At 59.9% G+C, this 24,651-nt stretch carries 24 protein-coding genes and 2 tRNA genes; 11 read left to right on the top strand and 15 right to left on the bottom strand.

Annotated elements, in window-relative coordinates:
- The first annotated feature begins 141 nt into the window (after window positions 1-141).
- Together ACSBQV_RS23045 and ACSBQV_RS23040 are read left to right on the top strand one after the other, a co-directional pair.
- Entirely contained in the window at window positions 142-1,302 is a 1,161-nt protein-coding gene (locus ACSBQV_RS23045; protein ID WP_099785085.1) for a pyridoxal phosphate-dependent aminotransferase, read from the top strand.
- Window positions 1,290-2,063, top strand: coding sequence for an amidohydrolase (locus ACSBQV_RS23040; protein WP_033641957.1), 774 nt, complete (start codon window positions 1,290-1,292; stop codon window positions 2,061-2,063). The genes ACSBQV_RS23045 and ACSBQV_RS23040 overlap by 13 nt, the downstream gene beginning before the upstream one ends.
- Here the strand turns inward: ACSBQV_RS23040 and hpxK are convergent, their stop codons facing one another.
- The 7 genes from hpxK to ACSBQV_RS23005 form a co-directional block, all read right to left on the bottom strand.
- The gene (gene hpxK, locus ACSBQV_RS23035) at window positions 2,064-3,308 is read right to left on the bottom strand and encodes an allantoate amidohydrolase (protein WP_099785087.1); all 1,245 of its coding nucleotides are present in this window, start codon (window positions 3,306-3,308) and stop codon (window positions 2,064-2,066) included.
- A complete protein-coding gene (locus ACSBQV_RS23030) occupies window positions 3,305-4,549 on the bottom strand; it encodes a pyridoxal-phosphate-dependent aminotransferase family protein (RefSeq protein ID WP_033641955.1) in 1,245 nt (414 codons plus the stop codon). Before ACSBQV_RS23030 ends, hpxK begins: the two co-directional genes overlap by 4 nt.
- A 46-nt stretch (window positions 4,550-4,595) precedes the next feature.
- Window positions 4,596-5,339 carry an amino acid ABC transporter ATP-binding protein gene (locus ACSBQV_RS23025; RefSeq protein WP_033641954.1) on the bottom strand — a complete coding sequence of 248 codons (744 nt, stop codon included), beginning with the start codon at window positions 5,337-5,339 and terminating at the stop codon, window positions 4,596-4,598.
- Complete coding sequence (locus ACSBQV_RS23020; RefSeq protein ID WP_033641953.1) at window positions 5,320-5,976, bottom strand: amino acid ABC transporter permease; 657 nt, start codon at window positions 5,974-5,976, stop codon at window positions 5,320-5,322. The genes ACSBQV_RS23025 and ACSBQV_RS23020 overlap by 20 nt, the downstream gene beginning before the upstream one ends.
- Window positions 5,976-6,641, bottom strand: coding sequence for an amino acid ABC transporter permease (locus ACSBQV_RS23015; RefSeq protein WP_033634112.1), 666 nt, complete (start codon window positions 6,639-6,641; stop codon window positions 5,976-5,978). The genes ACSBQV_RS23020 and ACSBQV_RS23015 overlap by 1 nt, the downstream gene beginning before the upstream one ends.
- Before the next feature lie 12 nt (window positions 6,642-6,653).
- Window positions 6,654-7,445, bottom strand: coding sequence for a transporter substrate-binding domain-containing protein (locus tag ACSBQV_RS23010; protein ID WP_033641952.1), 792 nt, complete (start codon window positions 7,443-7,445; stop codon window positions 6,654-6,656).
- Window positions 7,446-7,661: 216 nt separating this feature from the next.
- On the bottom strand, window positions 7,662-8,501 hold the full coding sequence (locus ACSBQV_RS23005; protein ID WP_099785108.1) for a MurR/RpiR family transcriptional regulator: 840 nt from the start codon (window positions 8,499-8,501) through the stop codon (window positions 7,662-7,664).
- A 142-nt stretch (window positions 8,502-8,643) separates the two neighbouring features.
- On the opposite strand from ACSBQV_RS23005, the gene ACSBQV_RS23000 reads away from it, so the two are divergent.
- Genes ACSBQV_RS23000 through hpxZ form a run of 4 tightly spaced genes read left to right on the top strand, consistent with a single transcriptional unit; the run spans window position 8,644 to window position 12,230 of the window.
- Entirely contained in the window at window positions 8,644-10,230 is a 1,587-nt protein-coding gene (locus tag ACSBQV_RS23000) for a gamma-glutamyltransferase family protein (RefSeq protein WP_099785089.1), read from the top strand.
- A 24-nt stretch (window positions 10,231-10,254) separates the two neighbouring features.
- Entirely contained in the window at window positions 10,255-10,446 is a 192-nt protein-coding gene (gene hpxX, locus ACSBQV_RS22995; RefSeq protein WP_033651000.1) for an oxalurate catabolism protein HpxX, read from the top strand.
- Complete coding sequence (locus ACSBQV_RS22990) at window positions 10,443-11,837, top strand: AtzE family amidohydrolase (protein ID WP_099785091.1); 1,395 nt, start codon at window positions 10,443-10,445, stop codon at window positions 11,835-11,837. The genes hpxX and ACSBQV_RS22990 overlap by 4 nt, the downstream gene beginning before the upstream one ends.
- 3 nt (window positions 11,838-11,840) lie before the next feature.
- Window positions 11,841-12,230: an oxalurate catabolism protein HpxZ gene (gene hpxZ, locus ACSBQV_RS22985; RefSeq protein ID WP_033641948.1), complete on the top strand. Its 390-nt coding sequence runs from the start codon at window positions 11,841-11,843 to the stop codon at window positions 12,228-12,230.
- Between the two features lie 48 nt (window positions 12,231-12,278).
- Here hpxZ and ACSBQV_RS22980 read toward each other — a convergent pair whose 3' ends face one another.
- Complete coding sequence (locus tag ACSBQV_RS22980) at window positions 12,279-13,157, bottom strand: siderophore-interacting protein (protein WP_099818082.1); 879 nt, start codon at window positions 13,155-13,157, stop codon at window positions 12,279-12,281.
- 229 nt (window positions 13,158-13,386) lie between these two features.
- Here ACSBQV_RS22980 and ACSBQV_RS22975 point away from each other — a divergent pair, with 229 nt between their 5' ends.
- Complete coding sequence (locus ACSBQV_RS22975; protein ID WP_099785095.1) at window positions 13,387-15,627, top strand: TonB-dependent siderophore receptor; 2,241 nt, start codon at window positions 13,387-13,389, stop codon at window positions 15,625-15,627.
- Between the two features lie 105 nt (window positions 15,628-15,732).
- Here ACSBQV_RS22975 and ACSBQV_RS22970 read toward each other — a convergent pair.
- Window positions 15,733-15,809, bottom strand: a tRNA-Asp gene (locus ACSBQV_RS22970).
- A gap of 144 nt (window positions 15,810-15,953) precedes the next feature.
- Window positions 15,954-16,697 (bottom strand): DNA polymerase III subunit epsilon, encoded by a 744-nt coding sequence (gene dnaQ, locus ACSBQV_RS22965; RefSeq protein ID WP_033641945.1) that lies wholly within the window; start codon window positions 16,695-16,697, stop codon window positions 15,954-15,956.
- 72 nt (window positions 16,698-16,769) lie between these two features.
- On the opposite strand from dnaQ, the gene rnhA reads away from it, so the two are divergent.
- Complete coding sequence (rnhA, locus tag ACSBQV_RS22960; protein WP_033641944.1) at window positions 16,770-17,237, top strand: ribonuclease HI; 468 nt, start codon at window positions 16,770-16,772, stop codon at window positions 17,235-17,237.
- On the opposite strand, the gene ACSBQV_RS22955 is transcribed toward rnhA, so the two are convergent.
- Entirely contained in the window at window positions 17,234-17,953 is a 720-nt protein-coding gene (locus ACSBQV_RS22955) for a class I SAM-dependent methyltransferase (RefSeq protein WP_099785098.1), read from the bottom strand. The two genes, rnhA and ACSBQV_RS22955, sit on opposite strands and share 4 nt — an antisense overlap.
- A gap of 44 nt (window positions 17,954-17,997) precedes the next feature.
- Here ACSBQV_RS22955 and gloB point away from each other — a divergent pair, with 44 nt between their 5' ends.
- Complete coding sequence (gloB, locus tag ACSBQV_RS22950; RefSeq protein WP_099785100.1) at window positions 17,998-18,753, top strand: hydroxyacylglutathione hydrolase; 756 nt, start codon at window positions 17,998-18,000, stop codon at window positions 18,751-18,753.
- A 71-nt stretch (window positions 18,754-18,824) separates the two neighbouring features.
- On the top strand, window positions 18,825-20,207 hold the full coding sequence (gene mltD, locus ACSBQV_RS22945) for a murein transglycosylase D (protein ID WP_033650995.1): 1,383 nt from the start codon (window positions 18,825-18,827) through the stop codon (window positions 20,205-20,207).
- Between the two features lie 52 nt (window positions 20,208-20,259).
- Here mltD and ACSBQV_RS22940 read toward each other — a convergent pair whose 3' ends face one another.
- On the bottom strand, window positions 20,260-21,054 hold the full coding sequence (locus tag ACSBQV_RS22940) for an endonuclease/exonuclease/phosphatase family protein (RefSeq protein ID WP_025160092.1): 795 nt from the start codon (window positions 21,052-21,054) through the stop codon (window positions 20,260-20,262).
- 241 nt (window positions 21,055-21,295) lie between these two features.
- Entirely contained in the window at window positions 21,296-22,471 is a 1,176-nt protein-coding gene (locus ACSBQV_RS22935) for an MFS transporter (protein ID WP_099785102.1), read from the bottom strand.
- 105 nt (window positions 22,472-22,576) lie between these two features.
- On the opposite strand from ACSBQV_RS22935, the gene yafC reads away from it, so the two are divergent.
- Window positions 22,577-23,464 carry a DNA-binding transcriptional regulator YafC gene (gene yafC, locus ACSBQV_RS22930; RefSeq protein WP_099785104.1) on the top strand — a complete coding sequence of 296 codons (888 nt, stop codon included), beginning with the start codon at window positions 22,577-22,579 and terminating at the stop codon, window positions 23,462-23,464.
- Between the two features lie 47 nt (window positions 23,465-23,511).
- Here the strand turns inward: yafC and dkgB are convergent, their stop codons facing one another.
- Window positions 23,512-24,315 carry a 2,5-didehydrogluconate reductase DkgB gene (dkgB, locus tag ACSBQV_RS22925; RefSeq protein WP_099785106.1) on the bottom strand — a complete coding sequence of 268 codons (804 nt, stop codon included), beginning with the start codon at window positions 24,313-24,315 and terminating at the stop codon, window positions 23,512-23,514.
- Between the two features lie 213 nt (window positions 24,316-24,528).
- A tRNA-Asp gene (locus tag ACSBQV_RS22920) sits at window positions 24,529-24,605 on the bottom strand.
- Between the last annotated feature and the right edge of the window lie 46 nt (window positions 24,606-24,651).

The following is a 24,651-nucleotide window of genomic DNA, read 5'->3' as shown; positions in this document are numbered from 1 at the left end:
AGCGGTCAGCAGGTGAGGCTTAGCCGGCTGCGCGACAGGCTAAGCACTTTTTCGCATTTAGCCATCTAAGCGTCTTGATTGCCAAATACTAGCATCGTGTTATATTGACGGCAATATAAGCGCCTGGAGTATTCACCTGCTATGAGCACTTCCGCATTGATTCCCGACAGTAAACTGCCTGCCCTGGGCACCACCATCTTCACCCAAATGAGCGCGCTGGCGCAGCAGCATCAGGCGATCAACCTGTCGCAGGGCTTCCCTGATTTTGACGGGCCGGACTACCTGAAAGCACGCCTGGCCTGGCACGTCGCCCAGGGCGCCAACCAATATGCGCCAATGACCGGCGTGGCGGCGCTGCGCGAAGCCATCGCCGACAAAACCGCCGAGCTGTATGGCTGGCAGCCGGATGCCGGCAGCGAAGTGACCGTCACCGCCGGCGCTACCGAAGCGCTGTTCGCCGCCATCACCGCGCTGGTGCGCCCCGGCGATGAGGTGGTCTGTTTCGATCCAAGCTACGACAGCTACGCGCCGGCGGTGACGCTGGCCGGCGGCGTACTCAAACGCCTCACCCTGCAGCCGCCCGCATTTGCCGTGGATTGGCAACGGTTCGCCGCCGCGCTGTCGCCGCGCACCCGCCTGGTGATCGTCAATACGCCGCACAACCCGTCCGCCACCGCCTGGCAGGCGGAAGACATGCAGCAGCTGTGGCACGCCATCGCCGAGCGCGAGATCTACGTGCTCAGCGACGAGGTCTACGAACACATCTGCTTCGCCAAAGGCGGGCACGCCAGCGTATTGGCCCACCCGCAATTGCGCCAACGGGCGATCGCGGTGTCCTCCTTCGGTAAAACCTTCCACATGACCGGCTGGAAAGTGGGTTACTGCGTGGCGCCCGCCGCGCTGAGCGCCGAGGTGCGCAAAGTGCATCAATACCTGACCTTCTCGGTCAACACCCCGGCGCAGCTGGCGCTGGCGGATAGCCTGCGCGCCGAGCCGGAGCACTGGCGACAGCTGCCGGCATTCTACCGCGCCAAGCGCGACCGCTTCGTGCAAGCGCTGGCGAGCAGCCGACTGGAAATTTTACCCTGCGCCGGTACATACTTCTTGCTGGCGGACTACAGCGCCATCTCCGATCTGGACGATGTGGCGTTCTGCCATTGGTTAACCGAGCACGTGGGCGTGGCGGCCATTCCGCTGTCGGTCTTCTGTGCCGATCCTTTCCCCCATAAATTGATCCGGCTGTGCTTCGCTAAACAGGACGCCACGCTGGATGCAGCTGCGGAGCGGTTATGTCGACTTTAAAAATTACCCTGTTGCAGCAACCTCTGGTCTGGCGCGACGGCCTCGCTAACCTGGCCGCCTTCGACGCGTTGCTGGCGCCGATCGTCGGGCGCGATCTCATCGTCTTGCCGGAAATGTTCACCACCGGTTTTGCCATGGATGCCGGCGAGAGCGCCCTGCCCGAACAGCAGGTGATCGACTGGCTGCACGGTTGGGCGGTGAAAAGCCACGCGTTGATCGGCGGCAGCGTGGCGCTGAAAACCGCCGAAGGCGCGGTCAATCGCTTCCTGCTGGTGGAGCCGGGCGGCCAGGTGCATGCCTATGATAAACGCCATCTGTTCCGCATGGCCGGCGAACACCTGCACTACCAGGCCGGCAACCGGCGCGAAATCGTCGAGTGGCGCGGCTGGCGCATCCTGCCGCAGATCTGCTACGACCTGCGTTTCCCGGTCTGGGCGCGCTATCAGCAGGATTACGATCTTGCGCTGTACGTCGCCAACTGGCCGGCGCCGCGCAGCCGCCATTGGCAAACGCTGCTGGCGGCGCGGGCGATTGAAAATCAGGTGTATGTGGCGGGCTGCAACCGGGTGGGCGACGATCCGAACGGCCTGAACTACAGCGGAGACAGCCTGATCATCAGCCCGCAGGGCGAGATCCTGGCGGATGCCGAGCCCGGCGCAGCCGCGCGGCTGGACGCCGAGCTGTCGCTGGAAACCCTACAGAGTTACCGCAGCGCCTTCCCGGCCTGGCGCGATGCCGACAGCTTTCTGCGTCTTGACTGATTAAACGCGATCCCAGCCGGCGATCGTCAGGCAATAGGCCTGGATCGCCAGCGCTACGTCCGCCTGCCGCACCGCTTCAGCCGGATGATGGCTGACGCCGCCGGCGCAACGCACGAACAGCATGCCGACCGGCCATTGCGCCGCCACGGCAATGGCGTCATGACCGGCGCCGCTCGGCAGCGCCAGACTCTGCCCCTGTACCTGCTCGACGGCCGCCTGCCAGCGGCGCTGCAGATCGCTATCGCAGGCGGTGGCGTCAATGCGGTAAAACTCCTCGCTGGCGAAGCGCGCTCCGCGGCGTGCGCAGATCGTCTGCGCCTGCGCCAGCAACGTCGCCAACAGCGCCGCCAGCGGCGCATCCTGCGGGCCGCGCACGTCGAGCGTCAATCGCACTTCGCCCGGGATCACGTTGGCCGCGCCCGGCAGGCTCTCGATGCAGCCGACGGTGGCCACCAGATGCGGATCGGCGGCGCGGGTCAACGTTTCAACCGCCGTTATCCATTCCGCCGCGGCCGCCAGCGCGTCTTTGCGCTGCCCCATCGGCACCGTACCTGCATGGCCCGCCTCCCCGCTAAAGACGCAGTTAAGCCGACGCGCGCCGTTGATCGCCGTCACCACCCCCAGCGCCAGGTCGGCCGCCTCCAGACATGGGCCTTGTTCGATATGCAATTCCAGATAAGCGCGGATTTCCTGCGGCGCGCGGCGCGCCTGCGCGATCGCCGTCGGCTCCAGCCCGAAGTCGCGCATGGCCTGCGCGATGCTCACCCCGTCCGCGTCAGTCTGCGCCAGCCATTCCTGCGGCCATTGGCCGGTCAAGCCGCGGCTGCCCAGCAACGTCACGCCAAAGCGAGCGCCCTCTTCGTCGGCAAAGCCGATCACCTCCAGCGCCAGCGGCAAACGGCGCCCCTGGCGGTGGTATTGCGCCACCGTTTCCAGCGCCGTGAGCACGCCGAGCATGCCGTCATAACGCCCGGCGTTGCGCACCGTGTCCAGATGCGAACCGAGCAGCAGCGCGGGGGCGCCGGGCGTTAGCCCTTCATAACGGCCACAGATATTGCCGACGCTGTCTTGCCACACCCGCATGCCGCTCTCGCGCATCCATTCGCCCACCAGAACGTTGGCGCGCCGATGTTCCGCAGACAGATAAAGACGCGTCAGTTTACCGGGCTCCGCGCTGATCGCCGCCAGCTCGTCACAGCGCGCCATCACCCGCGCGGCGGCCTGCTGCGCCTCCTGCGGCGTCATTCTGGCCGTCCTGCATCGTACAGGTTCCAGGCCGCCTGGAGGGCCTCCCCCTGTTGCGTGGCGAAGCCCAACCGGTTCAACACCGCCTCCAGCGCCGCCAGCGTTTGCAGCACGCAATCTTTGCGCGCGTTGTAGCCCATGGTGCCGATGCGCCAGATCTTGCCCTGCAGCGGGCCGAACGAGGTGCCGATTTCGATGGCGAAATCGTTCAGCATCATCTGCCGCACCTGCTCGCCGTGCACCTGCGGCGGGATCATCACGCCGAGCACGTTATTCATGCGGTGCTCGAGGTCGCCGAACACCGCCAGCCCCATGCCTTGGATGCCCGCCAGCATCGCCGCGCCGTGCAGCCGGTGGCGGGCAATGGCCTGATCCAGCCCTTCCTCGAGGATCACCCGCGCGCATTCTCGCGCCGCGAACAACATGCTGGTGGCTTCGGTATGGTGATTCAGGCGTTCCGGCCCCCAATAATCCATGATCATGCCGAGGTCGAAATAGTTGGAGTAGATCATCTCGTCGTCGCCGTCGGCATGTTCGGCGGTGCGGATCCCCTCCTCCACGCATTTGCGACGGCGCACGATCTCTTCAAACTGCGGGCTGAGGGTGACCGGCGAACTGCCGGAAGGGCCGCCCAGGCACTTCTGCAGCCCGGCGGAGACCGCATCCAGCCCCCAGGCGTCGGTCTCCAGCGGGTTGCCGCCAAAAGACGCCGTCGCATCGGTATAGAACAGCACGCCGTGGCGGCGACAGATATCGCCCAGCTCATGCAGCGGCTGCAGCATGGTGGTGGACGTATCGCCCTGCACCGTCAGCAGCAGGCGCGGGCGCACCCGCTTAATCGCGTCTTCGATGCGATCGGCGCTGAACACCTCGCCCCACGGCGCGTCGATCGTGTGTACCTCGGCGCGACAACGGCGGGCAATTTCGCACAGCAGATGTCCGAAGCGGCCGAATACCGGCACCAGCACCTTATCGCCCGGACGAATGGCGGAAACCAGCAGCGCCTCGATGCCGGCGCGAGAGGTGCCGTCCACCAGCATCGTCCAGCGGTTTTCGGTGCGGAACAGCGCGCGATACAGCGCCATGACCTGATTCATGTAACCGGTCATTGCCGGATCGTACTGGCCGATCAGTTGGCTCGACATGGCGCGCAGCACGCGCGGATCGGCGTTGATCGGCCCCGGCCCCATCAACAGGCGCGCCGGCGGGTTAATCTGTTCGAACTGCGGAGTAGTTAGCATGTTATTTCCTTACCAGCTTAATAACTTGTCATTTTATTTGCCGAAATCAGGCTTCTGACAACCCGCGCACAGAAGCGATAAACTGTTTCAATTCCTGGGTTTGCGGATTGGCGAACAGCGTGCGGCTATTTCCCTGCTCCCACACCTTGCCCTGGTGCATGAATACCACCCGGTCGCCCACCTCGCGGGCGAAGCTCATTTCATGAGTGACCAGAATCAGCGTCATGCCCTCTCGCGCCAACTGTTCCAGCACCTTCAGGACTTCACCCACCAGCTCGGGATCCAGCGCCGAGGTGATCTCATCGCACAGCAACACCTTCGGTTTCATCGCCAGCGCCCGGGCGATCGCCACCCGCTGCTGTTGCCCGCCGGAAAGGTTGGCCGGCGCGTAATGCATGCGCTCACCCAACCCCACCTTGTTCAGCATCTGTTCGGCCAACTCGCGGCACTCGGCAGCGCTTTTTTTCAGCACCCGGCGCGGCGCCAGCATCACGTTTTCCAGCGCCGTCATATGCGGGAACAGGTTGAAATTCTGAAACACCATGCCAATCGAGCGGCTGATTTCACGCGCCTGCGAATCGCGATCGGTGATGGTCATGCCGCCCAGTTTGATGCTCCCTTCCTGATACCCTTCCAGCCCGTTGATGCAGCGCAATAGCGTGCTTTTACCAGACCCGCTGCGGCCGATGATCGACACCACCTGCCCCATGTCGATATCCAGATCCACGCCCTTCAACACATGATTCTGACCGTAATATTTTTGAACCTGATTAATGGTGATGATCGGCATGGCATTTCTTCTCCAGATAATGGCTGTAACGCGACAAGGGATAGCACATCAGGAAATAGCCCAACGCGACCAGACCAAACACCTTGAAGGGCTGATAAGTCACATTGTTCAGCATGGTGCCGGCCTTGGTCAGCTCGACGAAGCCAATGATCGACGCCAAGGCGGTGCCCTTGATCACTTGAACCGAGAAACCGACGGTCGGCGCAATGGCGATACGCACCGCCTGCGGCGTGATGACGCGCATCAGCGTCTGCGTGAAACTCAGCCCGAGACAACGGGCTGCCTCCCACTGACCTTTCGGCAAGGCGGCGATGCTGCCGGACCAGATATCCACCAGAAAAGCGCTGGTGAATAGCGTCAGCGCCAGCGCGGCCGCGGTCCATGGGCTGACGTCGACGCCGAACAGCGCCAGACCGAAAAACGCCAAAAACAGCTGCATCAGCAGCGGCGTGCCCTGAAACAGTTCAGCGTAAACGCGGACAAAACGCATTGCCCAGCGGCGCTTGCTCAGGCGCATCAACACCAGCGGCAGCGCCACCAGCGTACCGCCGAAAAATGCCGTCAACGACAGCAGCAGCGTCCAGCGAGCCGCCAACAGCAGATTGCGCACGATGTCCCAATCGGTAAACGTCAGCATCAGTTCCGGCTCCCTAAAAAACGCCGCCCGGCGGCCAGCAACAGTTGACGCATCAACAGCGACAACAACAGATAAAGCAGCGCCGTCACCAGATAGACTTCAAAGCTGAGGAAGGTGCGCGACTGGATCAGGTTGGCGGCGAAGGTCAGCTCTTCGAACGAGACCTGCGACACCACCGAGGATCCCAGCATCACGATGATGCACTGGCTCACCAACGCCGGATAAATACGCTGCAGCGACGGCGGCAGTACGATGCGTAAAAAGGTCTGGCTGCGGCTGAGCCCCAACACGCGTCCCGCTTCCCACTGCCCCTTCGGCGTGACCTGAATGCCGGCGCGAATAATTTCGGTGCTGTAGGCGCCAAGGTTGATCACCATCGCCAGCAGCGCCGCCTGCCCGGCCGTCAGTTTCCAGCCCAGGCTCGGCAGACCGAACACGATGAAGAACAACTGCACGACGAACGGCGTGTTGCGCACCACTTCGACGTAAACGCCCCAAAGGCGGCTCAGCGCGCCGGCCCGGCCGCTGCGGATCGCCGCGCCGCAAATGCCCAGCGCAACCCCCATCAACGTCGCCAGCGCCGTCAGCGCCATCGTCGTCAGTAACCCCGCCAACAGCTCAGGCATGTAGGGCCAGAGCGCGGAGAAATTCAGCTGATAGGTCATCCGCCGCTCCCGTTATGCGCCAAAACCATCGGGCAGCGGCGCCTTCAACCATTTCTCCGACAGGCCATTCAGCGTCTTGTCCGCCAGCGCCTGTCCAATCAGCGCATCCACCGCGGCTTTCAAGGCCGGTTCTCCCTGGCGCAACCCCACGAAGCACGGCGAATCTTTCAACATGAACTTGGCGGCCGGCGCCTTGCCCGGATTCTGGCGCGCCAGGGCGCTCACCACCATGTTACCGGTGGCGATGTACTGCACCTGCCCGGAGAGATAGGCCGACAGCGTCGTGTTGTTATCCTCATAACGCTTGATCTGCGCCCCTTTAGGCGCGCCGTCGCTCAGCACCATATCCTCCACCGCGCCGCGCGTGACGCCGACGGTCTTGCCATCGAGCTGCGCCATGTCCGCCAACGCGCCGTCTTTAGGACCAAAGACCCCCAGGAAGAACGGCGCATAGGCGCGGCTGAAAGCGATGGTCTTTTCACGCTCCGGATTTTTGCCCAGGCTGGAGATCACCAGATCCACTTTATTGGTCTGCAGATAAGGCACCCGGTTGGCGCTGGTGACCGGCACCAACTGCAACTTAAGTTTCATCTTATCGGCCAGATAACGCGCCATATCGATGTCATAACCCTGGGGCTGCAGATCGGTGCCCACCGAGCCGAATGGCGGGAAATCCTGCGGCACCGCCACGCGCAGGACGCCGCGCTGCCGGATCTCTTGCAATTGATCCGCCATGGTCGGCGCGGCCTGCGCCAGCAAGGCGATCCCAGTGAAAACCGTCCACAGCGTTTTTTTGATGTTCATAGCGTATCCCCGATGGTGAAAAGATGAAACAAAAGATTCTTACACCACAAACTCTGCAACTAATGTGCCAATCGAAAATACGTCGAACCCATGCCTTAACTGGCGCTGATTAACGAGAAAAAACCTACCGGCCTCAGCGGGCCGGCGACGGAGAAAGGGAAAGCAGGCAGGCCAAATACGCACCAAAAATGTGCATCAGCACCAAAAAAGCGCCGGTTAGCGCGGTTCCAGTTCGTCCAAATCCTGATACAGACCGGCAATGTGATGAATACGCGATCGCCCCTGCTCCAACATCTCATGCAGCAGGGCGTTGCTGAGCAGGTTACATAAGCTCATGGCGGCTGAATAGCTGTCGAAGGCGGAGACGCTGTCCAGCGAAGCGGCCAAATGCCAGTCCGCCAGCGGGATCAGCGACTGCGCCTGCGGTTCGCAGATCAACAGCGTCGGCACCAGGCGAGTTTGCAGCTGCGTCAGTATCGCCTTGAGCTGACGCGGCCGGCGCCGAAACGCCACCACCACCGCCATATCCTGCGGCGCGAGATCGACCAGCTCCTCCGCCAGCGTCTGGCCGGGCTGCGGCATCAGCATCACCCGCTCCCGCACCTGCATCAGCTGCTGACGCAGATGCATGGCTATCGGATAGCTGTTGCGAAATCCCAGCAGCGCGACCCGCCGCGCCCGCGCCAACGCGGCGATCACCGCGCCGAATTGCTCCACATCGAGATGGCTCACCCAGTGCGAGAGGTTAGCCATTTCCTGCTTGTAATGCCGCGCCAACAGCGTATTACCCTGCACCACATGCCTCTCGTCGGTCACCGGCATGCCGCTCTGGCGCAGGGTGCGCAGCTCAGCGCGCATGTCCTTGTAGCTGCGATACCCCAACCGCTTGAACAGCCTGCTGACCGTGGCTTTAGAAACCCCGCTCAAGCGGGCCAACTCGGCGCTGTTGTAACTGATCAGGTCATCGAAATGATCGAGGATAAAGTCGGCGACGCGCTGTTCCTGCGGCGCCAATTGCGGATATTCGTTGCGCAGGCGTTCATCGAAGGGCTGCATCATCACTCTCGCTGTAACTTTTGTTTCACCGGAACATAGCACGCCCCGCCCCCTCTCTGACAAGCAATTAATCGTCCTGATTAAAAGTGGAACGCCTCTTGCTTCTGTTACCCGAACGCTCACCTCAGACAAGGGCAGAAACATGATTAACAGCAATACCGCGCCACAGGGCATGGCGGTCGCGCCACACCATCTCGCCAGCGAAAGCGCGCTGGCGGTGCTGCGCGAAGGCGGCAACGCCATTGAGGCGATGGTGGCCGCCGCCGCGACCATCGCCGTGGTCTATCCGCACATGAACGGCATCGGCGGGGACGGTTTCTGGCTGATCGTGCCGCCGCAGGGCGAGCCGCTGACCATCGACGCCAGCGGCGCCGCCGGCTCGCTGGCGACGCCGGCGCTGTACGCCGGAGAAAGCCGCATCCCGCAGCGCGGCCCAAAAGCGGCGTTGACCGTGGCCGGCACCGTCGGCGGCTGGCAGGAAGCGTTGGCCTATTCGGCCGAACTGGGCGAAACGCCGCTGCCGCTGTCGCGGTTGCTCGCCGACGCCATACGCTACGCCGCCGACGGCATTCCGGTCACCGCCTCCCAAGAGGCGGCGACGCGCAGCAAACGCCACGAGCTGGAGGAGTTCGCCCCCTTCGCCCGCATTTACCTGCCGCAGGGAAAGATCCCGCTTGCCGGCCAACGATTCTGCCAACCGCAGCTGGCCGATACGCTGATCGCACTGAGTGAGGACGGGCTCGACAGTTTTTATCGCGGCCCGCTGGCTGAAAGCATGGCGGCGGACATGGCGATGTTGGGCATGCCGCTTACCGCTCAGGATCTGGCGAGTTATCGGCCATGCCGCCGTCCTCCGCTGCGCCTGGAACACCAAAAAGGTGAAATATTCAATCTGGCTCCCCCGACCCAAGGGCTGGTGTCGCTTGCCATCCTCGGGCTAACCGACCGTCTGCCGCTGGTCGGACAGAGCGAAGGCGCCGTGGTACACGCCGTGGTCGAGGCCACCAAGCTGGCGTTCGATCTGCGCGACCGTTTCATCACCGATCCGCGCTACATGACGCAGGATCCGCAGGCGCTGCTGGCGACCGAACATTTGGATAGGCTGGCCGAGCGCATCGACGGCCAAAAAGCGGCCGACTGGGGCCAGGGCAAAGGACCCGGCGATACGGTCTGGATGGGGGTGATGGACAGCAGCGGGCTGGCGGTCTCCTTCATTCAGAGCATCTACCACGAATTCGGCAGCGGCGTGGTACTGCCGAACAGCGGCGTCCTGTGGCAAAACCGCGGCGCCTCTTTCAGCCTGGACGCCGATCATCTGCTGGCGCTGGCGCCGGGCAAGCAGCCGTTCCATACGCTGAACCCGGCCGCCGCCCGGCTGTATGACGGACGCACGCTGATCTACGGCTCGATGGGCGGTGACGGCCAGCCGCAGACTCAAGCGGCGTTATTCGTGCGGCATGTGGTGCAAGGGCTGCCGCTGCAGCAGGCGATCAGCGCGCCGCGCTGGCTGCTGGGGCGAACCTGGGGCGAAAGTTCGGACTCGTTGAAGCTTGAGGGGCGCTTTAACGCGGCGACCCTCGACTATCTGCGACAGCGCGGCCACGCCGTTGAACTGCTGCCGGCGTTCAGCGAAACGGTCGGCCATGCCGGCGCCGTCGTACGCCACACCAACGGCATGTTCGAAGGCGCTTTCGATCCACGAAGCAACGGCAGCGCCGCCGGCTTCTGACTCTCTTATTTCTCGGGATCGCTTATGAACAATCAACACGCCGCCGATTGGGCGGCCTATATCCACCAGATGGAAACCGTGCTGGCCGTGGAACTGGACGATGTCCGCCGCCGGGAACTGTTGAAACAGATCGAACGCATCGCCGCGCTGGCCGAACCGCTGATGGCCTTCCCGCTGGATCCGCGCCAGGAAATCGCGGGGGTATATCGCCCATGAATCCCTTAAGCGCCCTGTCACTCGCCGAGATCCGTACGGCCCTTGAACGCGGCGCGCTCTCGGCGCGCGAGATCGTCCGGCATACGCTCGATCACATCGACCGTCAGAATCCCGCGCTGAACGCCTTTACGCACATCACCCGGGAACGCATGCAAAAAGAAGCCGATCGCCTCGACCGTTCGCGCGCGCTTGGGCAAACGCTGCCCGCTTTGGCCGGCATTCCCTATGCGGTAAAAAACCTGTTCGACGTCGCCGGTGAAACCACGCTGGCCGGCGCCCGCTTGTACAGCGATCGGCCACCGGCCGGCCGCGACGCCTGGGGCGTCTCCCGGCTGGCGGATCAAGGCGCGTTGCTTTGCGGCATGTTGAACATGGACGCCTACGCCTACGGTTTCACCACCGAGAACAGCCATTACGGCGCCACCCGAAACCCGCATGACCTCGGGCGCATCGCCGGCGGCTCTTCGGGCGGCTCGGCCGCAGCGGTGGCGGCCGGCCTGGTGACCTTTTCGCTCGGCAGCGACACCAATGGCTCAATACGCGTGCCCGCCTCGCTGTGCGGCATTTATGGTCTGAAACCGACCTTCGGCCGTCTTTCGCGCAGCGGCAGCCAGCCGTTTGTCGACAGCCTGGATCACATCGGCCCGTTCGCCCGCCGGGTGCACGATCTCGCGACGGTGTATGATGCGATGCAGGGCATCGACGCCGAGGATCCGTTCCAGAGCGATCGGCCGATTTCCCGCACCGAAGCGTTGCTGGCACAGGGTAGCCAGAACCTGCGCTGCGCCGTGTTAGGCGGCTATTTCCTGCAATGGTGCAATGATGACGCCAAAGCCGCAGTCAACCAGGTGGCGCAAGCGCTGGCAGCCAGCGCCGAAGTCGAGCTGCCGCAGGCCGAGCTGGCCCGATCGGCGGCCTTTATCCTCAGCGCCTCAGAGGGCGGCCATCGCTATCTGCCGCAGTTGCGCAGCCAACCCGAACGCTTCGAGCCACTGTCGCGAGAACGACTGCTGGCCGGCGCCATGCTCCCCGCCACCTGGTATTTGCAGGCACAGCGCTTTCGTCACGCGTTTCGCCGGCAAGCCGCGCCGCTGTTCAAGCACTGGGACATTTTGATCGCCCCGGCGACGCCATGCAGCGCCACGCCGATCGGCCAGGAAACGATGCGCATCAACGGCGTCGATCTGCCGATCCGCGCCAGTATGGGCATGCTGACGCAGCCGATTTCCTTCCTTGGCCTGCCGGTCGTGACGGTTCCTTTGAAAAGCGCATCCGGTCTGCCGATCGGCCTGCAACTGATCGCCCCGCCGTGGCGCGAAGATTTGGCGCTGCGCGCCGCCTATGCGCTGGAATGCGCCGGCATCGCCACTTGCGTCTGCAAACAGGAGTAATCAATGAACAGTGAACATATCGATCGGCCGGCGGTGCTGGCGGAGGTCAACGCCGCCTTTTACCGCTATGAGCAGGCGTTAATCAGCAATGACATCGATGTGCTGGACGAGTTGTTCTGGCACGACGCGCGCACGGTGCGCTATGGCGCCACCGAAAGCCTCTACGGTATCGACGAGATCCGCGATTTTCGTCAACGGCGCCCGGCCAACGGACTGGAGCGGCTGTTGGAAAACACCCAAATCACGACTTTTGGTGAAGATATGGCGGTAGCCAGCACGGAATTTCATCGGCCGGGCAGCAACCGCAGGGGGCGGCAAATGCAAACCTGGGTCAAGCTGCCCTGTGGCTGGCGCATCGTAGCGGCGCACGTCAGCCTGCTCGACGCGCCTTAGGCCTCCAGGCGGTAGAGCCCATGATGAAGGCGCACGGCGGCGGCCGACTCAGCACCAATAGGCCATGAAGTTGACGGTAGCGCGATCCAGATCGCGTTCGCCAATCAGGTAACGCCGCAGCGTTTTCACCGCGGAAGACTCGGCCGCCACCCAGGCATAGAAAGCGTTGCTGCCGGCCGCCCGCTCCCACAACACCTCATCGCTCAGGCTGCTTTCCGCCAGGGACTGCGCTTGCGCACAGGCCGATGCGGGGATATCCACCCGCTGGCGCACCGCTTCCACCAGCAGCGTGCCGTGCGCCAGCTGGCAGCCGACGTCGCGCGGCAGCCAATAAACGTCGGCGAACGGGAAATGCGCCAAATCCAGGCAATCCGCCGCCACCGGCACCTCGAAAAACGCCTGCACCCGCGGCGGATTGGCCTGCTGCGCCAGCTGTTCCAGAATCGCCATCGCCGCCGGCACCGCCGTCTCATCGGCGATCAGCAACGCCTGTTGCAACTGCGCCGGCGGCGCCCATTCGTAACCGCCGCTGTCGCCGTCGAAGTCACCGTTGGGGGCGACCGTTTGAATCGTGTCTCCGGGTTCGGCATGGGTCGCCCAGGCTGAAGCCGGGCCGTTCACGCCATGTAGCACGAACTCGACGTCCATCTGATTCTGCTCGCGGCGCAGCGCACGCAGCGTATAGGTGCGCATTACCGGACGCTGTTCTTTGGGGAGCGCCATGTAATCGCCGTACCAGTCCGGGCCGTTGGCCAACGGCGTGATCTTGCCGTCCGCCGCCGGGAACAGCAGTTTGATGCGCTGGTCAGGCGCTTCCAGCTTCATGCGATGAACATCCGCACCTTCAAACACGCAGCGCAGCAGCGAGGGCGAAATCAGCGTTTTGCTTTTCAGGGTGATATCAAAAATTCTGTAGCTGGCGGACATGTTCTCGACTCTCCGGCAACGGCTGTCGCTTTTACGTGTGACCGATCGGCTGCCGTGTTGGCGGCGTGGCCGCGCGATCGCGCAGCGGATAAATGTTAATAAAACTAATTAATTACGTTAATGCATCGCAAAAAATCATATCATGATTTTATTGATAACAAGAAACGTTATTGATAAAAGAAGCATTCTCAAAAAACAACGTAACGACAATATCACCTGGGAAATAACGATGAAACGCAAACCTCTTTGGGTATTAAACCCATGTCTGCTGGCGTTGCTTGCGCCGGCGGCCTGGGCAGAAGATCAGAAAAACGGCAGCGAAGAGCAGGTGGTCGTCTCCGCCAGCCGTTCACACCGCAGCGCGGCGGAAATGGCGCAGACGACATGGGTGATCGAAAGTCAGGAGATCGAACAGCAGGTCCAGGGCGGCAAAGAGATCAAGGACATGTTGGCTCAGCTGATCCCCGGCATGGACGTCAGCGGCCAGGGCCGCACCAACTATGGCATGAATATGCGCGGCCGTTCGATGATGGTGATGATCGACGGCGTACGCCTGAACTCGTCGCGCAGCGACAGCCGCCAGTTGGATTCGATCGACCCGTTCAATATCGACCATATTGAGGTGATTTCCGGCGCGACCGCACTGTACGGCGGCGGCAGCACCGGCGGCCTGATCAATATCGTGACCAAGAAAGGACAGAAAGAGCAGCAGGTCGAATTGCAGGTCGGCGGCAAAACCGGTTTCGGCGGCCATAACGATCACGACGAGAACGTAGCGGCGGCGGTCAGCGGCGGCAACGACAACGCCTCGGGGCGGCTGTCCGTTTCTTACCAGCGTTACGGCGGCTGGTACGACGGCAAAGGCAACGAGGTGCTGATCGACAATACTCAAACCGGCCTGCAGTATTCCAATCGCCTCGATGTGATGGGCACCGGCACCCTCAACATCGACGATCATCAACAGCTGCAACTGACCACCCAATACTACAAAAGCCAGTCCGACGGCGATCACGGCCTGTTTCTGGGGGAAAACTTCGCGGCGGTGACCGGCAACGCCAAGGCGTACAACAGCGGTAACTTAAACTCCGATCGCATCCCCGGCACCGAGCGCCACCTGATCAACCTGCAATATTCCAACACCGATTTCCTCGGCCAGGATCTGGTGGCGCAGGTCTACTACCGCGACGAAACGTTGACCTTCTACCCCTTCCCAACGCTGGCGGGCAAAGCGCCGAACTATTACGTCAGCAGCATTGGCGCTTCGCAGCAAAAAACCGATTTTTACGGCGGCAAACTGACGTTAAACAGCAAACCTGTCGACGCGCTGACGCTGACTTACGGCATCGACGCCGAGCATGAAAGCTTCAACGCCAACCAGCAGTTCTTCAACCTGGCGAAGGCCCAACAGTCCGGCGGCATGACGCTGGAGAACGCTTACGGCACCGGCCGCTACCCGAGCTATACCACCAGCAACCTGGCGTCGTTCCTGCAGGCCAGTTACGACATCAATCCCATCTTCACCCTGAGCGGCGGCGTGCGTTACCAGTACACCGAAAACAAGATCGACGACTTCGTCGGCTATAACCAGCAGCAGGCGATCGCCACCGGCGCCGCCGCCTCCGCCGACGCCATCCCGGGAGGGAAAACCGACTACAACAATGCGCTGTTCAACGCCGGTCTGTTGGCGCACTTGACCGAGCGTCAGCAAACCTGGTTCAACTTCTCTCAGGGCTTCGAGATCCCGGATCCGGGCAAGTATTACGGCAACGGCACCTACGCGTTGAACGGCGGCCATTACCAGTTGCTGAAGAGCGTCAACGTCGGCGATTCCAAGCTGGAAGGCATCAAGGTCAACGCCTACGAGCTGGGCTGGCGCTATACCGGCGATAACCTGCACACGCAAATCGCCGCCTACTACTCGTTGTCCGACAAGAGCATCGCCATCAACAAAACCGACATGACCATTAACGTCAATGCGGACAAGCGGCGCATCTATGGGCTGGAAGGTGCGGTGGACTACTTCTTCGAAGACAGCGACTGGAGCGCCGGCACCAACTTCAACTTCATCCGTTCTGAAACCAAGGTCAACGGCGAATGGAAGAAGCTGGTGGTCGATACCGCCAGCCCATCGAAAGTCACCGCTTACGTCGGCTGGGCGCCGGGCGACTGGAATCTGCGCTTGCAGTCGCAGCAAACCTTCGACGTGTCGGACGACGGCGATTACACCAAGGCCAACTCCACCCAAGGCCGCAAAATAGATGGCTACAACACCCTCGATTTCCTCGGCAGCTATGCCCTGCCGGTGGGGAAAGTCAGCTTCAGCGTGGAAAACCTGTTGGACAAGGAGTACACCACCGTTTGGGGCCAACGCGCGCCGATCCTGTACAGCCCGACTTACGGCTCGCCTGAGCTGTACAGCTATAAAGGCCGCGGACGCACCTTCGGTTTGAATTACTCGGTGTTGTTCTGAGGATAAGGGGCCGGTCTGCCGGCCCCGTTCCCTGGGCCGCACCGTTTTGCCGAGAGCGGAAACGACGAAGCCCTGAGTTATCGCTAACTCAGGGCTTCTGAATAGTGGCGGAACGGACGGGGCTCGAACCCGCGACCCCCTGCGTGACAGGCAGGTATTCTAACCAACTGAACTACCGCTCCGCGCCATTCCCTCTTGCGGGGGAACGAGGCGCATATTACGGACGCCTCTCGGTTCCGTCAACGCCTTTTTCTCCGCAAATGAACCGTTTGCACAGTTTTTCAACGAAGGGTCGCCCGGTGCGTTTTTTTCGTGCAAAAACGCCGTTATTCCGCCGGCGCCCCGCGCCACAGGCAGCTGCCGCCCTTCTTCGCCACCAGATCCAGACGCGCCTCGTGCGCCTTTATTTCTTCGTCGCTGGCGTAGACCACTTTCATCGCCGTAGCCGGGCGGACGATACGCTGTATTTCTTGCGCGGCATCGTTTTGCTGGGTGTCGCCTTCCATTTGGAACGCTATCGACGTCTGACCGCCGGTCATCGCCAGATAGACTTCCGCCAGGATCTCGGCATCGAGCAATGCGCCGTGCAGCGTACGCTTGCTGTTGTCTATCTCATAGCGGCTGCACAAGGCATCGAGGTTGTTGCGCTTGCCCGGGAACAGGCGGCGCGCCATCATCAGGCTGTCGGTGATGGTGCAGAAGGTCTCGGTCTTCGGGATCCCCTGCTGCAGCATGCGGAATTCGTGATCCATAAAGCCGATATCGAACGCCGCGTTATGGATCACCAGCTCGCCGCCGCGGATAAAGTCGAGGAATTCGTCGGCAACCTGATCGAAGGTCGGTTTGTCGGCCAGGAAGTCGTCGCTGATGCCGTGTACGCCGTACGCTTCCGGATCCACCAGCCGATCCGGCTTGATGTAAACGTGGAAATTGCGCCCGGTCAGGCGGCGGTTAATCACCTCCACCGCACCGATTTCGATGATGCGGTGCCCTTCGTAGTGCACCCCAAGCTTGTTCATACCGGTGGTTTCGGTATCGAGGACAATCTGTCTGGTGGTTGTAGAGATCATATTGCAGTGCTCACAGCGCTCGTTTATGTCAGACTTGGCTTTTATAAAACTGATAGGAAGAGTCTACCAGAGATGCTCAAACAGGTAGAAATTTTCACCGACGGCTCCTGCCTTGGCAACCCCGGCCCCGGTGGCTACGGCGCGATACTACGCTATAAGCAGACGGAAAAAACCTTCAGCGAAGGATTTCGTCTGACCACCAATAACCGCATGGAAATGATGGCGGCGATCGTAGCGCTGGAAGCGCTGACGGTGCCTTGCGCCGTGACGCTCAGCACCGACAGCCAGTACGTGCGCCAGGGCATTACCAGTTGGATCCATAACTGGAAGAAACGCGGTTGGAAAACAGCCGACAAAAAACCGGTCAAGAATGTCGATCTGTGGCAGCGGCTGGATCAGGCCATTCAGCGCCACACCGTTAAATGGGAGTGGGTCAAGGGCCACGCCGGCCATCCGGAGAACGAACGCTGCGACGAGCTGGCGCGCGAGGCGGCGGGTAAACCGACGCAGGATGACGTCGGCTACCAACCGGAAGCCTAAGGCAGCTTGCGATAACTCTTGGTCGCGCCCACCGCGCGGCTGAGAGACGGCTTTCTCGCCCCCAGTTTCATCGGCGTGGGCGTCAGCGGCAAGGTGCGCTTGCGCGCCACAATCACGCTCATGCAGCCCAGCGCCGGCAAGTGGGTGCATAAAAACTTGCCGCCCTTGCGGTGCCACGGCAGCACGTGAAAACGCGCCTGGTGCAACACCTCGTAATTCAGCAGGCTGAGCCAATCCAACAACCGCATCTGGGTAAACATGCGGCTGACATAAGGCTGGCGATGACGTAATCCGGGCACCAGCTTGCCCAATCCCAGCAGGCTGAACGGATTGAAGCTGCTGACAACCAGCCAGCCGTCGTCGATCAACACCCTATCCACCTCACGCAGCATGCGATGCGGATCGTCCGCGTAGGACAGCGTATGCGCCAACAGGCAGGCATCCACCGACTTGGCGGCGAACGGCAGTTGATAAGCGTCGGCGATCACCTGCAGCCCTTCCCCCTCCAGTCCTACGTTGACCTGGTGGGAGATTGCGCATTTATCCGTGGCCAGCTCGGCGCTGAGCATGCCCATCTTCAGCAGATGGAAACCGAACAGCTTGGGCCACCAGGGTTGCAACTGCCGCTCGAGCGCTTCACGATAGTACTCCCCCCACGGCAGCTCCGCCCAGGACTGCGGGCCGTTGAGCTTTTGTAGAGTATGGGCTGGTTTCATGATTTATTATCTTCTTTCAAGCCGTTGCCAACGAGAGGTACACCATGAATCTTATCAGCATTCCCGCCTTCCAGGACAATTACATTTGGTTATTGGATAACCGGCAGGGGCGCTGCATTATCGTCGATCCGGGTGAAGCGCGGCCGGTGCTCGAGGCGCTGCAGCGCCTGCAGCTGGCGCCGGCGGCGATCCTGCTGACCCACCATCATCACGACCATGTCGGCGGCGTGGCGCAAATCGTAGCGAAGTATCCCGGTCTGGCCGTCTATGGGCCGCAAGAAACCGCGGACAAAGGCGCCAGCCACATCGTCCGCGACGGCGACACCGTTGAGATCGATGGCCGCCAGTACAGGACTCTCGCCGTTCCCGGCCATACGTTGGGGCATGTGGCTTTCTATAGTGCCCCTTATCTGTTCTGCGGCGATACCATTTTCTCCGCCGGCTGCGGCAGGCTGTTTGAAGGCACCGCAAAACAAATGTACGACTCATTTCAACAACTCGCGCAACTTCCCGATAACACCTTAATTTGCTGCGCGCATGAATATACTCTTTCAAATCTTAAGTTTGCGCGGGCTATTTTGCCGGAAGATCGAGAGATTGAAACATATCAACAACATGTTGAAGCGTTAAGGGCAAAAGGCCAAGCCAGCGTGCCGACCACGTTGCAATTAGAGCGCAAAATTAACCTGTTTTTACGTTGCCATGACACTGATTTACAAAAGAAATTAGGCTTTAATTCACCACCGGAGAGCCTTCATTCAGTTTTTTCCGAATTACGCCTGCGGAAAGATAACTTCTAAGCTTTTAGTTGTGTTATTTGGCGAAGCAAAGTATTATTGCTCGTCTTTTAAGCAACTACATTGACACACACATGAAGGCTAAAGCGATATTTCTCGCCTCGGTCTTGCTAGTGGGTTGCCAGTCGTCCAGGCAGGACGCACCGGCGCCAGAACAGCATGCACAGAGTTTGTCTTCGGCTGGTCAAGATGGTGAAGCAGGAGAGTACACAGGAAATGGCCGAGCGAGCTCGGCGCGGTGGTTGGATAACAACAGTCCCGCCGCGCAACAGGACCTGTGGAACTTCATTAGCGACGAGCTGAAGATGGAGGTTCCGGAAAATTCCCGGATCCGTGATCAGAAAAGAAAGTACTTAAAAAGTAAGAGCTATCTCCACGATGTAACATTACGGGCAGAGCCGTACATGTACTGGATAGTCGGGCAGATTAAGAAACGTAATATGCCGATGGAACTGGTACTGCTACCCATAGTGGAGAGCGCTTTTGACCCACACGCCACGTCAAGTGCCAACGCCGCAGGGCTATGGCAAATCGTGCCGCAAACGGGTCGCAATTATGGTTTGAAAAACAATCAGTGGTATGACGGTCGACGCGATGTCGTCGCCTCGACAACCGCTGCGCTTAACATGATGCAGCGCTTGAACCGCATGTTTAACGGCGACTGGTTACTGACCGTAGCCGCCTATAACAGTGGTGAAGGCCGCGTGATGCAAGCGGTGAAGGCAAACAAACGCCAGGGTAAGCCAACCAATTTCTGGGCATTGTCGCTTCCGCGTGAAACGTCAATCTATGTCCCGAAAATGCTGGCGCTGAGCGACATCATCAAGAACAGCAAGAAGTACGGCGTGAAACTCCCGAAAACGGATGAAACCCGTGCGCTGGCGCGTATCGATGTCGGGCAGCAGATCCAGCTGACTCAGGCGGCTGAGATGGCTGGGCTTTCAGTCACCAAGATGAAAGCGTATAACCCAGGCTACAAAAAAGGCGTTACGGCACCCAACGGGCCCCATTACATCATGGTTCCCAAAGGGCATGCCGATCAGCTGAAAGACTCGCTGGCCGATGGCCAGATCGCCGTGACTCAGCCAACGACGCAGTTGGCGAAGAACAGCGGTTTGTCCGGTGGCAGTTCGTATAAAGTGCGCTCCGGCGACACCTTATCGGCCATAGCCAAGCGGCTGAACGTTAAGACCAGCGATTTGCAGAGTTGGAACAACTTACGCGCCAAGAGCGCCTTAAAAGTTGGGCAAACCCTGCAAGTGGCCAGCAATACTGGCAGTAACAGCAGTATCACCTACCAGGTTCGTAAAGGTGATTCGCTCGCCAGTATCGCACGTCGTCACGGCGTCGATATTAACGACGTGATGCGTTGGAATTCAACGCTCGCCAAAGGCAACCTGCAGCCAGGTCTGAAGCTGACCCTGTTTGTCGGCAACAAGATGACGCCGGATACTTAAATGTTCGGCACAAAAAAAGCACCCTTCGGGGTGCTTTTTTATTAGCTGCGATTCACCATACCGGCGAGTCTTTCTCCGGATGAAACTCCACCAACAGCGGGTTGTGATCCGATGCGCTGGTCACCAGCACCGACGCCTCCACCACTCCCAGATTGCGGTAAAATACGAAATCCAGTGGACGACCGAAGGCCTTGCGGCGATGGTCGTCGGTGAAACTCACCTCGCGCAGCGCCATCTCTCCGGCAAAGTCATACAGTGCATTGATGCGCTTGCGGCTCCAGGCGTTGAAATCCCCCGCCATAATCACCGGCCCCCGGTGACTGGCGATCTGTTCGCCTATCGGCCCCAACTGCTTGCTGTAGACGTCGACACCCAGGCTAAAGTTCACCGCATGGATGTTCACCACCATCAACAGTTCGCCGTTGTACAGCGGATAAACGGTGATCAGGGCCGACTTGGAAAGCCGCAGCAGCGGCTCTCGCTCGCGCAGCGGGCAACAGTAAACAGGATGCGCGGCAGCCAGCGTCATCACGCCGGAAGGGTGCTGCGGCAGCACAAAGGCCGGCACCTGATCGGCCGCCAGATAGTTGGCGGTAGCGTAGCTCACCAACTCTGGCGTGGTTTGCGCCTCTTGCAACAATACCAGCTGCGCGTCTTTGCCATGGTTTTTCAGCACCGAAAGCCAGTCGGCTCGCTGCTGTTTGAAAATATTCCATACCATGACGCGCAGGGCGCCGGTCGTCGGCAGCGCCGCCCCTGGCGGCAACGGCTGGTTAACGGCACCAGGAAAGATTCGCTCAACTGGCTGACCTGCAACATACCTCATTGCATAAGTTCGTTTCGGCACGCGATTCGCCTATTACCCATTAACATGAAAACTGGCGATGAACACTCGCCAACGATGAATTGATTATACGCCTACCCTGCATAGAGGGCATGGCTTTTGCGGGCATCACCTTTTCAGTTATAGGGGCCGCCTGCAGCGATTTCAATCTTCTGACGGTATAGCTGTGTAAAGGTGAGGGGTAATAGGTGAAAAATGCGAAAAGGCCCGCAAAATGCGGGCCAGGCAGCAAGGGTTTTACGTATTAAGCCGTTTGCAGTTGAGACTTTTTATCCAGGCGACCGCTGAAGCTAACCAGTAACAATGCAACCACCACGATCAACGCGCCAATCCAGGGAGTCTGCGCCAGCCCCAGTGAGGCAACGGTCTGGCCGCCAATCACCGAGCCGAGCGCAATGCCGATGTTGAACGCCGCGATGTTGAGACCGGACGCCACATCCACCGCATTTGGCGTGTATTGCGCGGCTTTCTGCACCACATACACCTGCAGCCCCGGCACGTTGCCGAAAGCGAACACGCCCATCACAATCACCGTCAGCAACGCGGCAATACTGTGGCTGGCGGTAAACTGGAACACCAGCAACAAAACGGCTAGCGCGGCAAAGATAAAGCTCAGCGCACGCACGGCCCCATGACGATCGGCCAGCTTGCCTCCCCAGATGTTACCCACCGCCACCGCGACGCCATAAGCCAACAGTATCCAACTCACGGTCGGAGCAGAGAAGCCGGCCAGTTCCTGCATCATCGGCGCAAGGAAGGTAAATGTCGTGAAGACCCCGCCGTATCCCAATGCGGTAATCGCGTAAATCAGCAGCAGACGAGGATGAGTCAGCACTTTCAGCTGTTCCCGCACGCCGGCGCTGCCCTGGTTCTTGATATTGCTCGGTACCAGAATAACGCTGGCCAGCGTGGCGACAGCGCCAATCAGACAAACGGCCAGGAAGGTCTCACGCCAGCCAAACTGCTGGCCGATGAACGTCCCCAGCGGTACGCCGGTCACCAACGCCACCGTCAGGCCACCAAACATGATGGCGATGGCGGAGGCCGCCTTCTCTTTCGCCACCAGGCTAGTAGCGATAGTGGAGCCGATAGAGAAGAACACGCCGTGCGCCAGGCCGGTCAACAACCGAGCCACTACCAGCGATTCATAGCTGGGTGACTGCCAGGCCAGCAGGTTGCCGAGAGTGAACAGCACCATCAGGCCAACCAGCAGCAGTTTGCGCGGTATGCGGCTGGTCAGGGCCGTCAGCACCGGCGCGCCAATCGCCACGCCGAGGGCATAGATAGTCACCAGCAATCCAGCGGACGGTACGGTCACCCCAAGCTGCTCCGCGATAGTCGGGATCAACCCGACAATCACGAACTCGGTCGTGCCGATAGCAAAAGCGCTGATGGTTAAGGCAAGTAATGCGAGTGGCATTTTTTACTCCGAAATAGCATTCAAGTTGATGACGGCTATTATCGGCCTATGCTTAAATGATAAAAATGCTCAAAATTTCAAATTAACTTTGCTATCGGAGCAAAAATGAAAGCAAACTCTGACGAGTTGATCACCTTTGTCACCGTCGTAGAAAGCGGCAGCTTCAGCCGGGCGGCCGAACGCCTGGAACAAGCGAACTCCGTAGTCAGCCGAACGGTGAAAAAACTGGAAAGCAAACTGGGCGTAACGTTGCTCAACCGCACCACGCGCCAAATCAGCTTGACTCAGGAAGGAGAGAATTACTTTCGCCAGGTGCAGAAGGTACTGAACGACATGGCCGCGGCGGAAAATGCGCTGATGGAAAGCCGCCAGCGCCCGCAAGGCCTGCTGCGCGTCGATGCGGCAACGCCGGTGGTGCTGCATATGCTGACGCCTTTAGTGGCCGAGTTCCGCGAACGTTATCCAGAAATGTCGTTATCGCTGGTGTCTTCGGAAAACTTTATCAATCTGATCGAGCGAAAAGTGGATATCGCGATCCGCGTAGGCGAGCTGACCGATTCTACGCTGAAAGCACGCAAACTGATGAGCAGCTACCGACATGTGCTCGCCTCCCCCGCTTATCTGGCTCAGCACGGCACGCCGCTAACGGTAGAAGATCTTGCACATCACTGCTGTATCGGTTTTAACGACCTGCCCAGCTTGAACCGCTGGCCACTGGCTTGTTCAGATGGCAGCCAGTTGGAAATCACCCCCGGTTTGACCACCAATAGTGGAGAAACCCAGCGCCATCTCTGTCTGCATGGCAACGGTATCGCCTGCCTGTCGGACTTTATGAGCGACGAAGATATCAAACGTGGAGATTTGGTCCCGATTCTGGTGGAAGCGACACTGCCGGTCGCCATGCCGATCAACGCGGTTTACTACAGCGACAGCGCCGTCAGCAACCGTCTGCGCAGCTTTATTGATTTTGTGAGTGAATACCTGAAACGATAAAAAAGGCGCCCCGATGGACGCCTTATGCTGACTACGGCGAGGAATGATTAATCCCAGTTTGGCGCCAGGCCTTCCGGACTAACCAGACGGCCGTTGCACTCCAGTGCGGCGATCTGCGCCATATCTTCGTCGGTCAGCGTCAGCTGCTGCGCCAATAGGTTGCTCGCCAGGTTTTCACGCTTGGTCGAGGAAGGGATCACCGCATAACCCAGCTTCAATGCCCAAGCCAGGACCACCTGTGCTGGGGTTGCATTGTGACGAGCAGCGATGCTTTTGATCGTTTCATCCTGCAGCGCTTTGCCGTAGGCCAACGTCATGTAAGAGGTGATGGCGATGCCATGCTGCTGTGCAAATTCGACCACCTTGCGGTTCTGCAAGAACGGTGACAACTCGATTTGGTTGGTGGCGATTTCATCGGCGCCAATCGCGTCAATCGCTTGCTGCATCAAATCGATGGTGAAGTTAGATACGCCAATTTGACGGGTCAGCCCCAGCTTTTTCGCTTCCAGCAGCTCAGCCATAAATTCGGCAACCGGCACTTCGTCGTGGGGTGACGGCCAGTGGATCAGCGTCAGATCAACGTAGGACGTTTGCAGTTTTTTCAGGCTTTCTTGCAGGCTTGGGATCAGCGCGCCTTTCGCCAGGTTCGCGATCCAAATCTTGGTGGTGATGAACAGATCTTCACGTTTCACGCCGCTGGTAGCGATAGCCTGGCCAACAGCCGCTTCGTTTTCATAGATCTGTGCGGTATCGATAGTACGGTAGCCCAGCTCAAGTGCGGTGCTGACAGAATCGATAACAACCTGATCCTGAAGGCGGAAAGTACCTAAACCAAATGCAGGGATGCTCATAATGTTTTCTCTCATTAACGGGTAAATGTGGTATGAGGAAGATTATGGCAACTTTTTTATTGATCAAAAACGCCTGGTTCGGCATAAGACTTTTGATCTAAAGGCAACAATATCGGAAGATAAGGCTGTAAGGAAGGACAATTCCGGCCTTGAAAGCGCAAAATATAGATATGAAAAAGCCCTGAGTCAGAGACTCAGGGCTTATCAATTAAGTGGCGGAACGGACGGGGCTCGAACCCGCGACCCCCTGCGTGACAGGCAGGTATTCTAACCAACTGAACTACCGCTCCACCGATTCTTTTACGTTGTATCTTTCGATACCGGCAATATCGCGCT

The organism is Serratia sp. B501 (assembly GCF_051172315.1).
GTDB lineage: Bacteria > Pseudomonadota > Gammaproteobacteria > Enterobacterales > Enterobacteriaceae > Serratia > Serratia ureilytica.
Note: the sequence above shows the minus strand (reverse complement) of the source record. Positions and strands in the feature narration are given on the sequence as shown.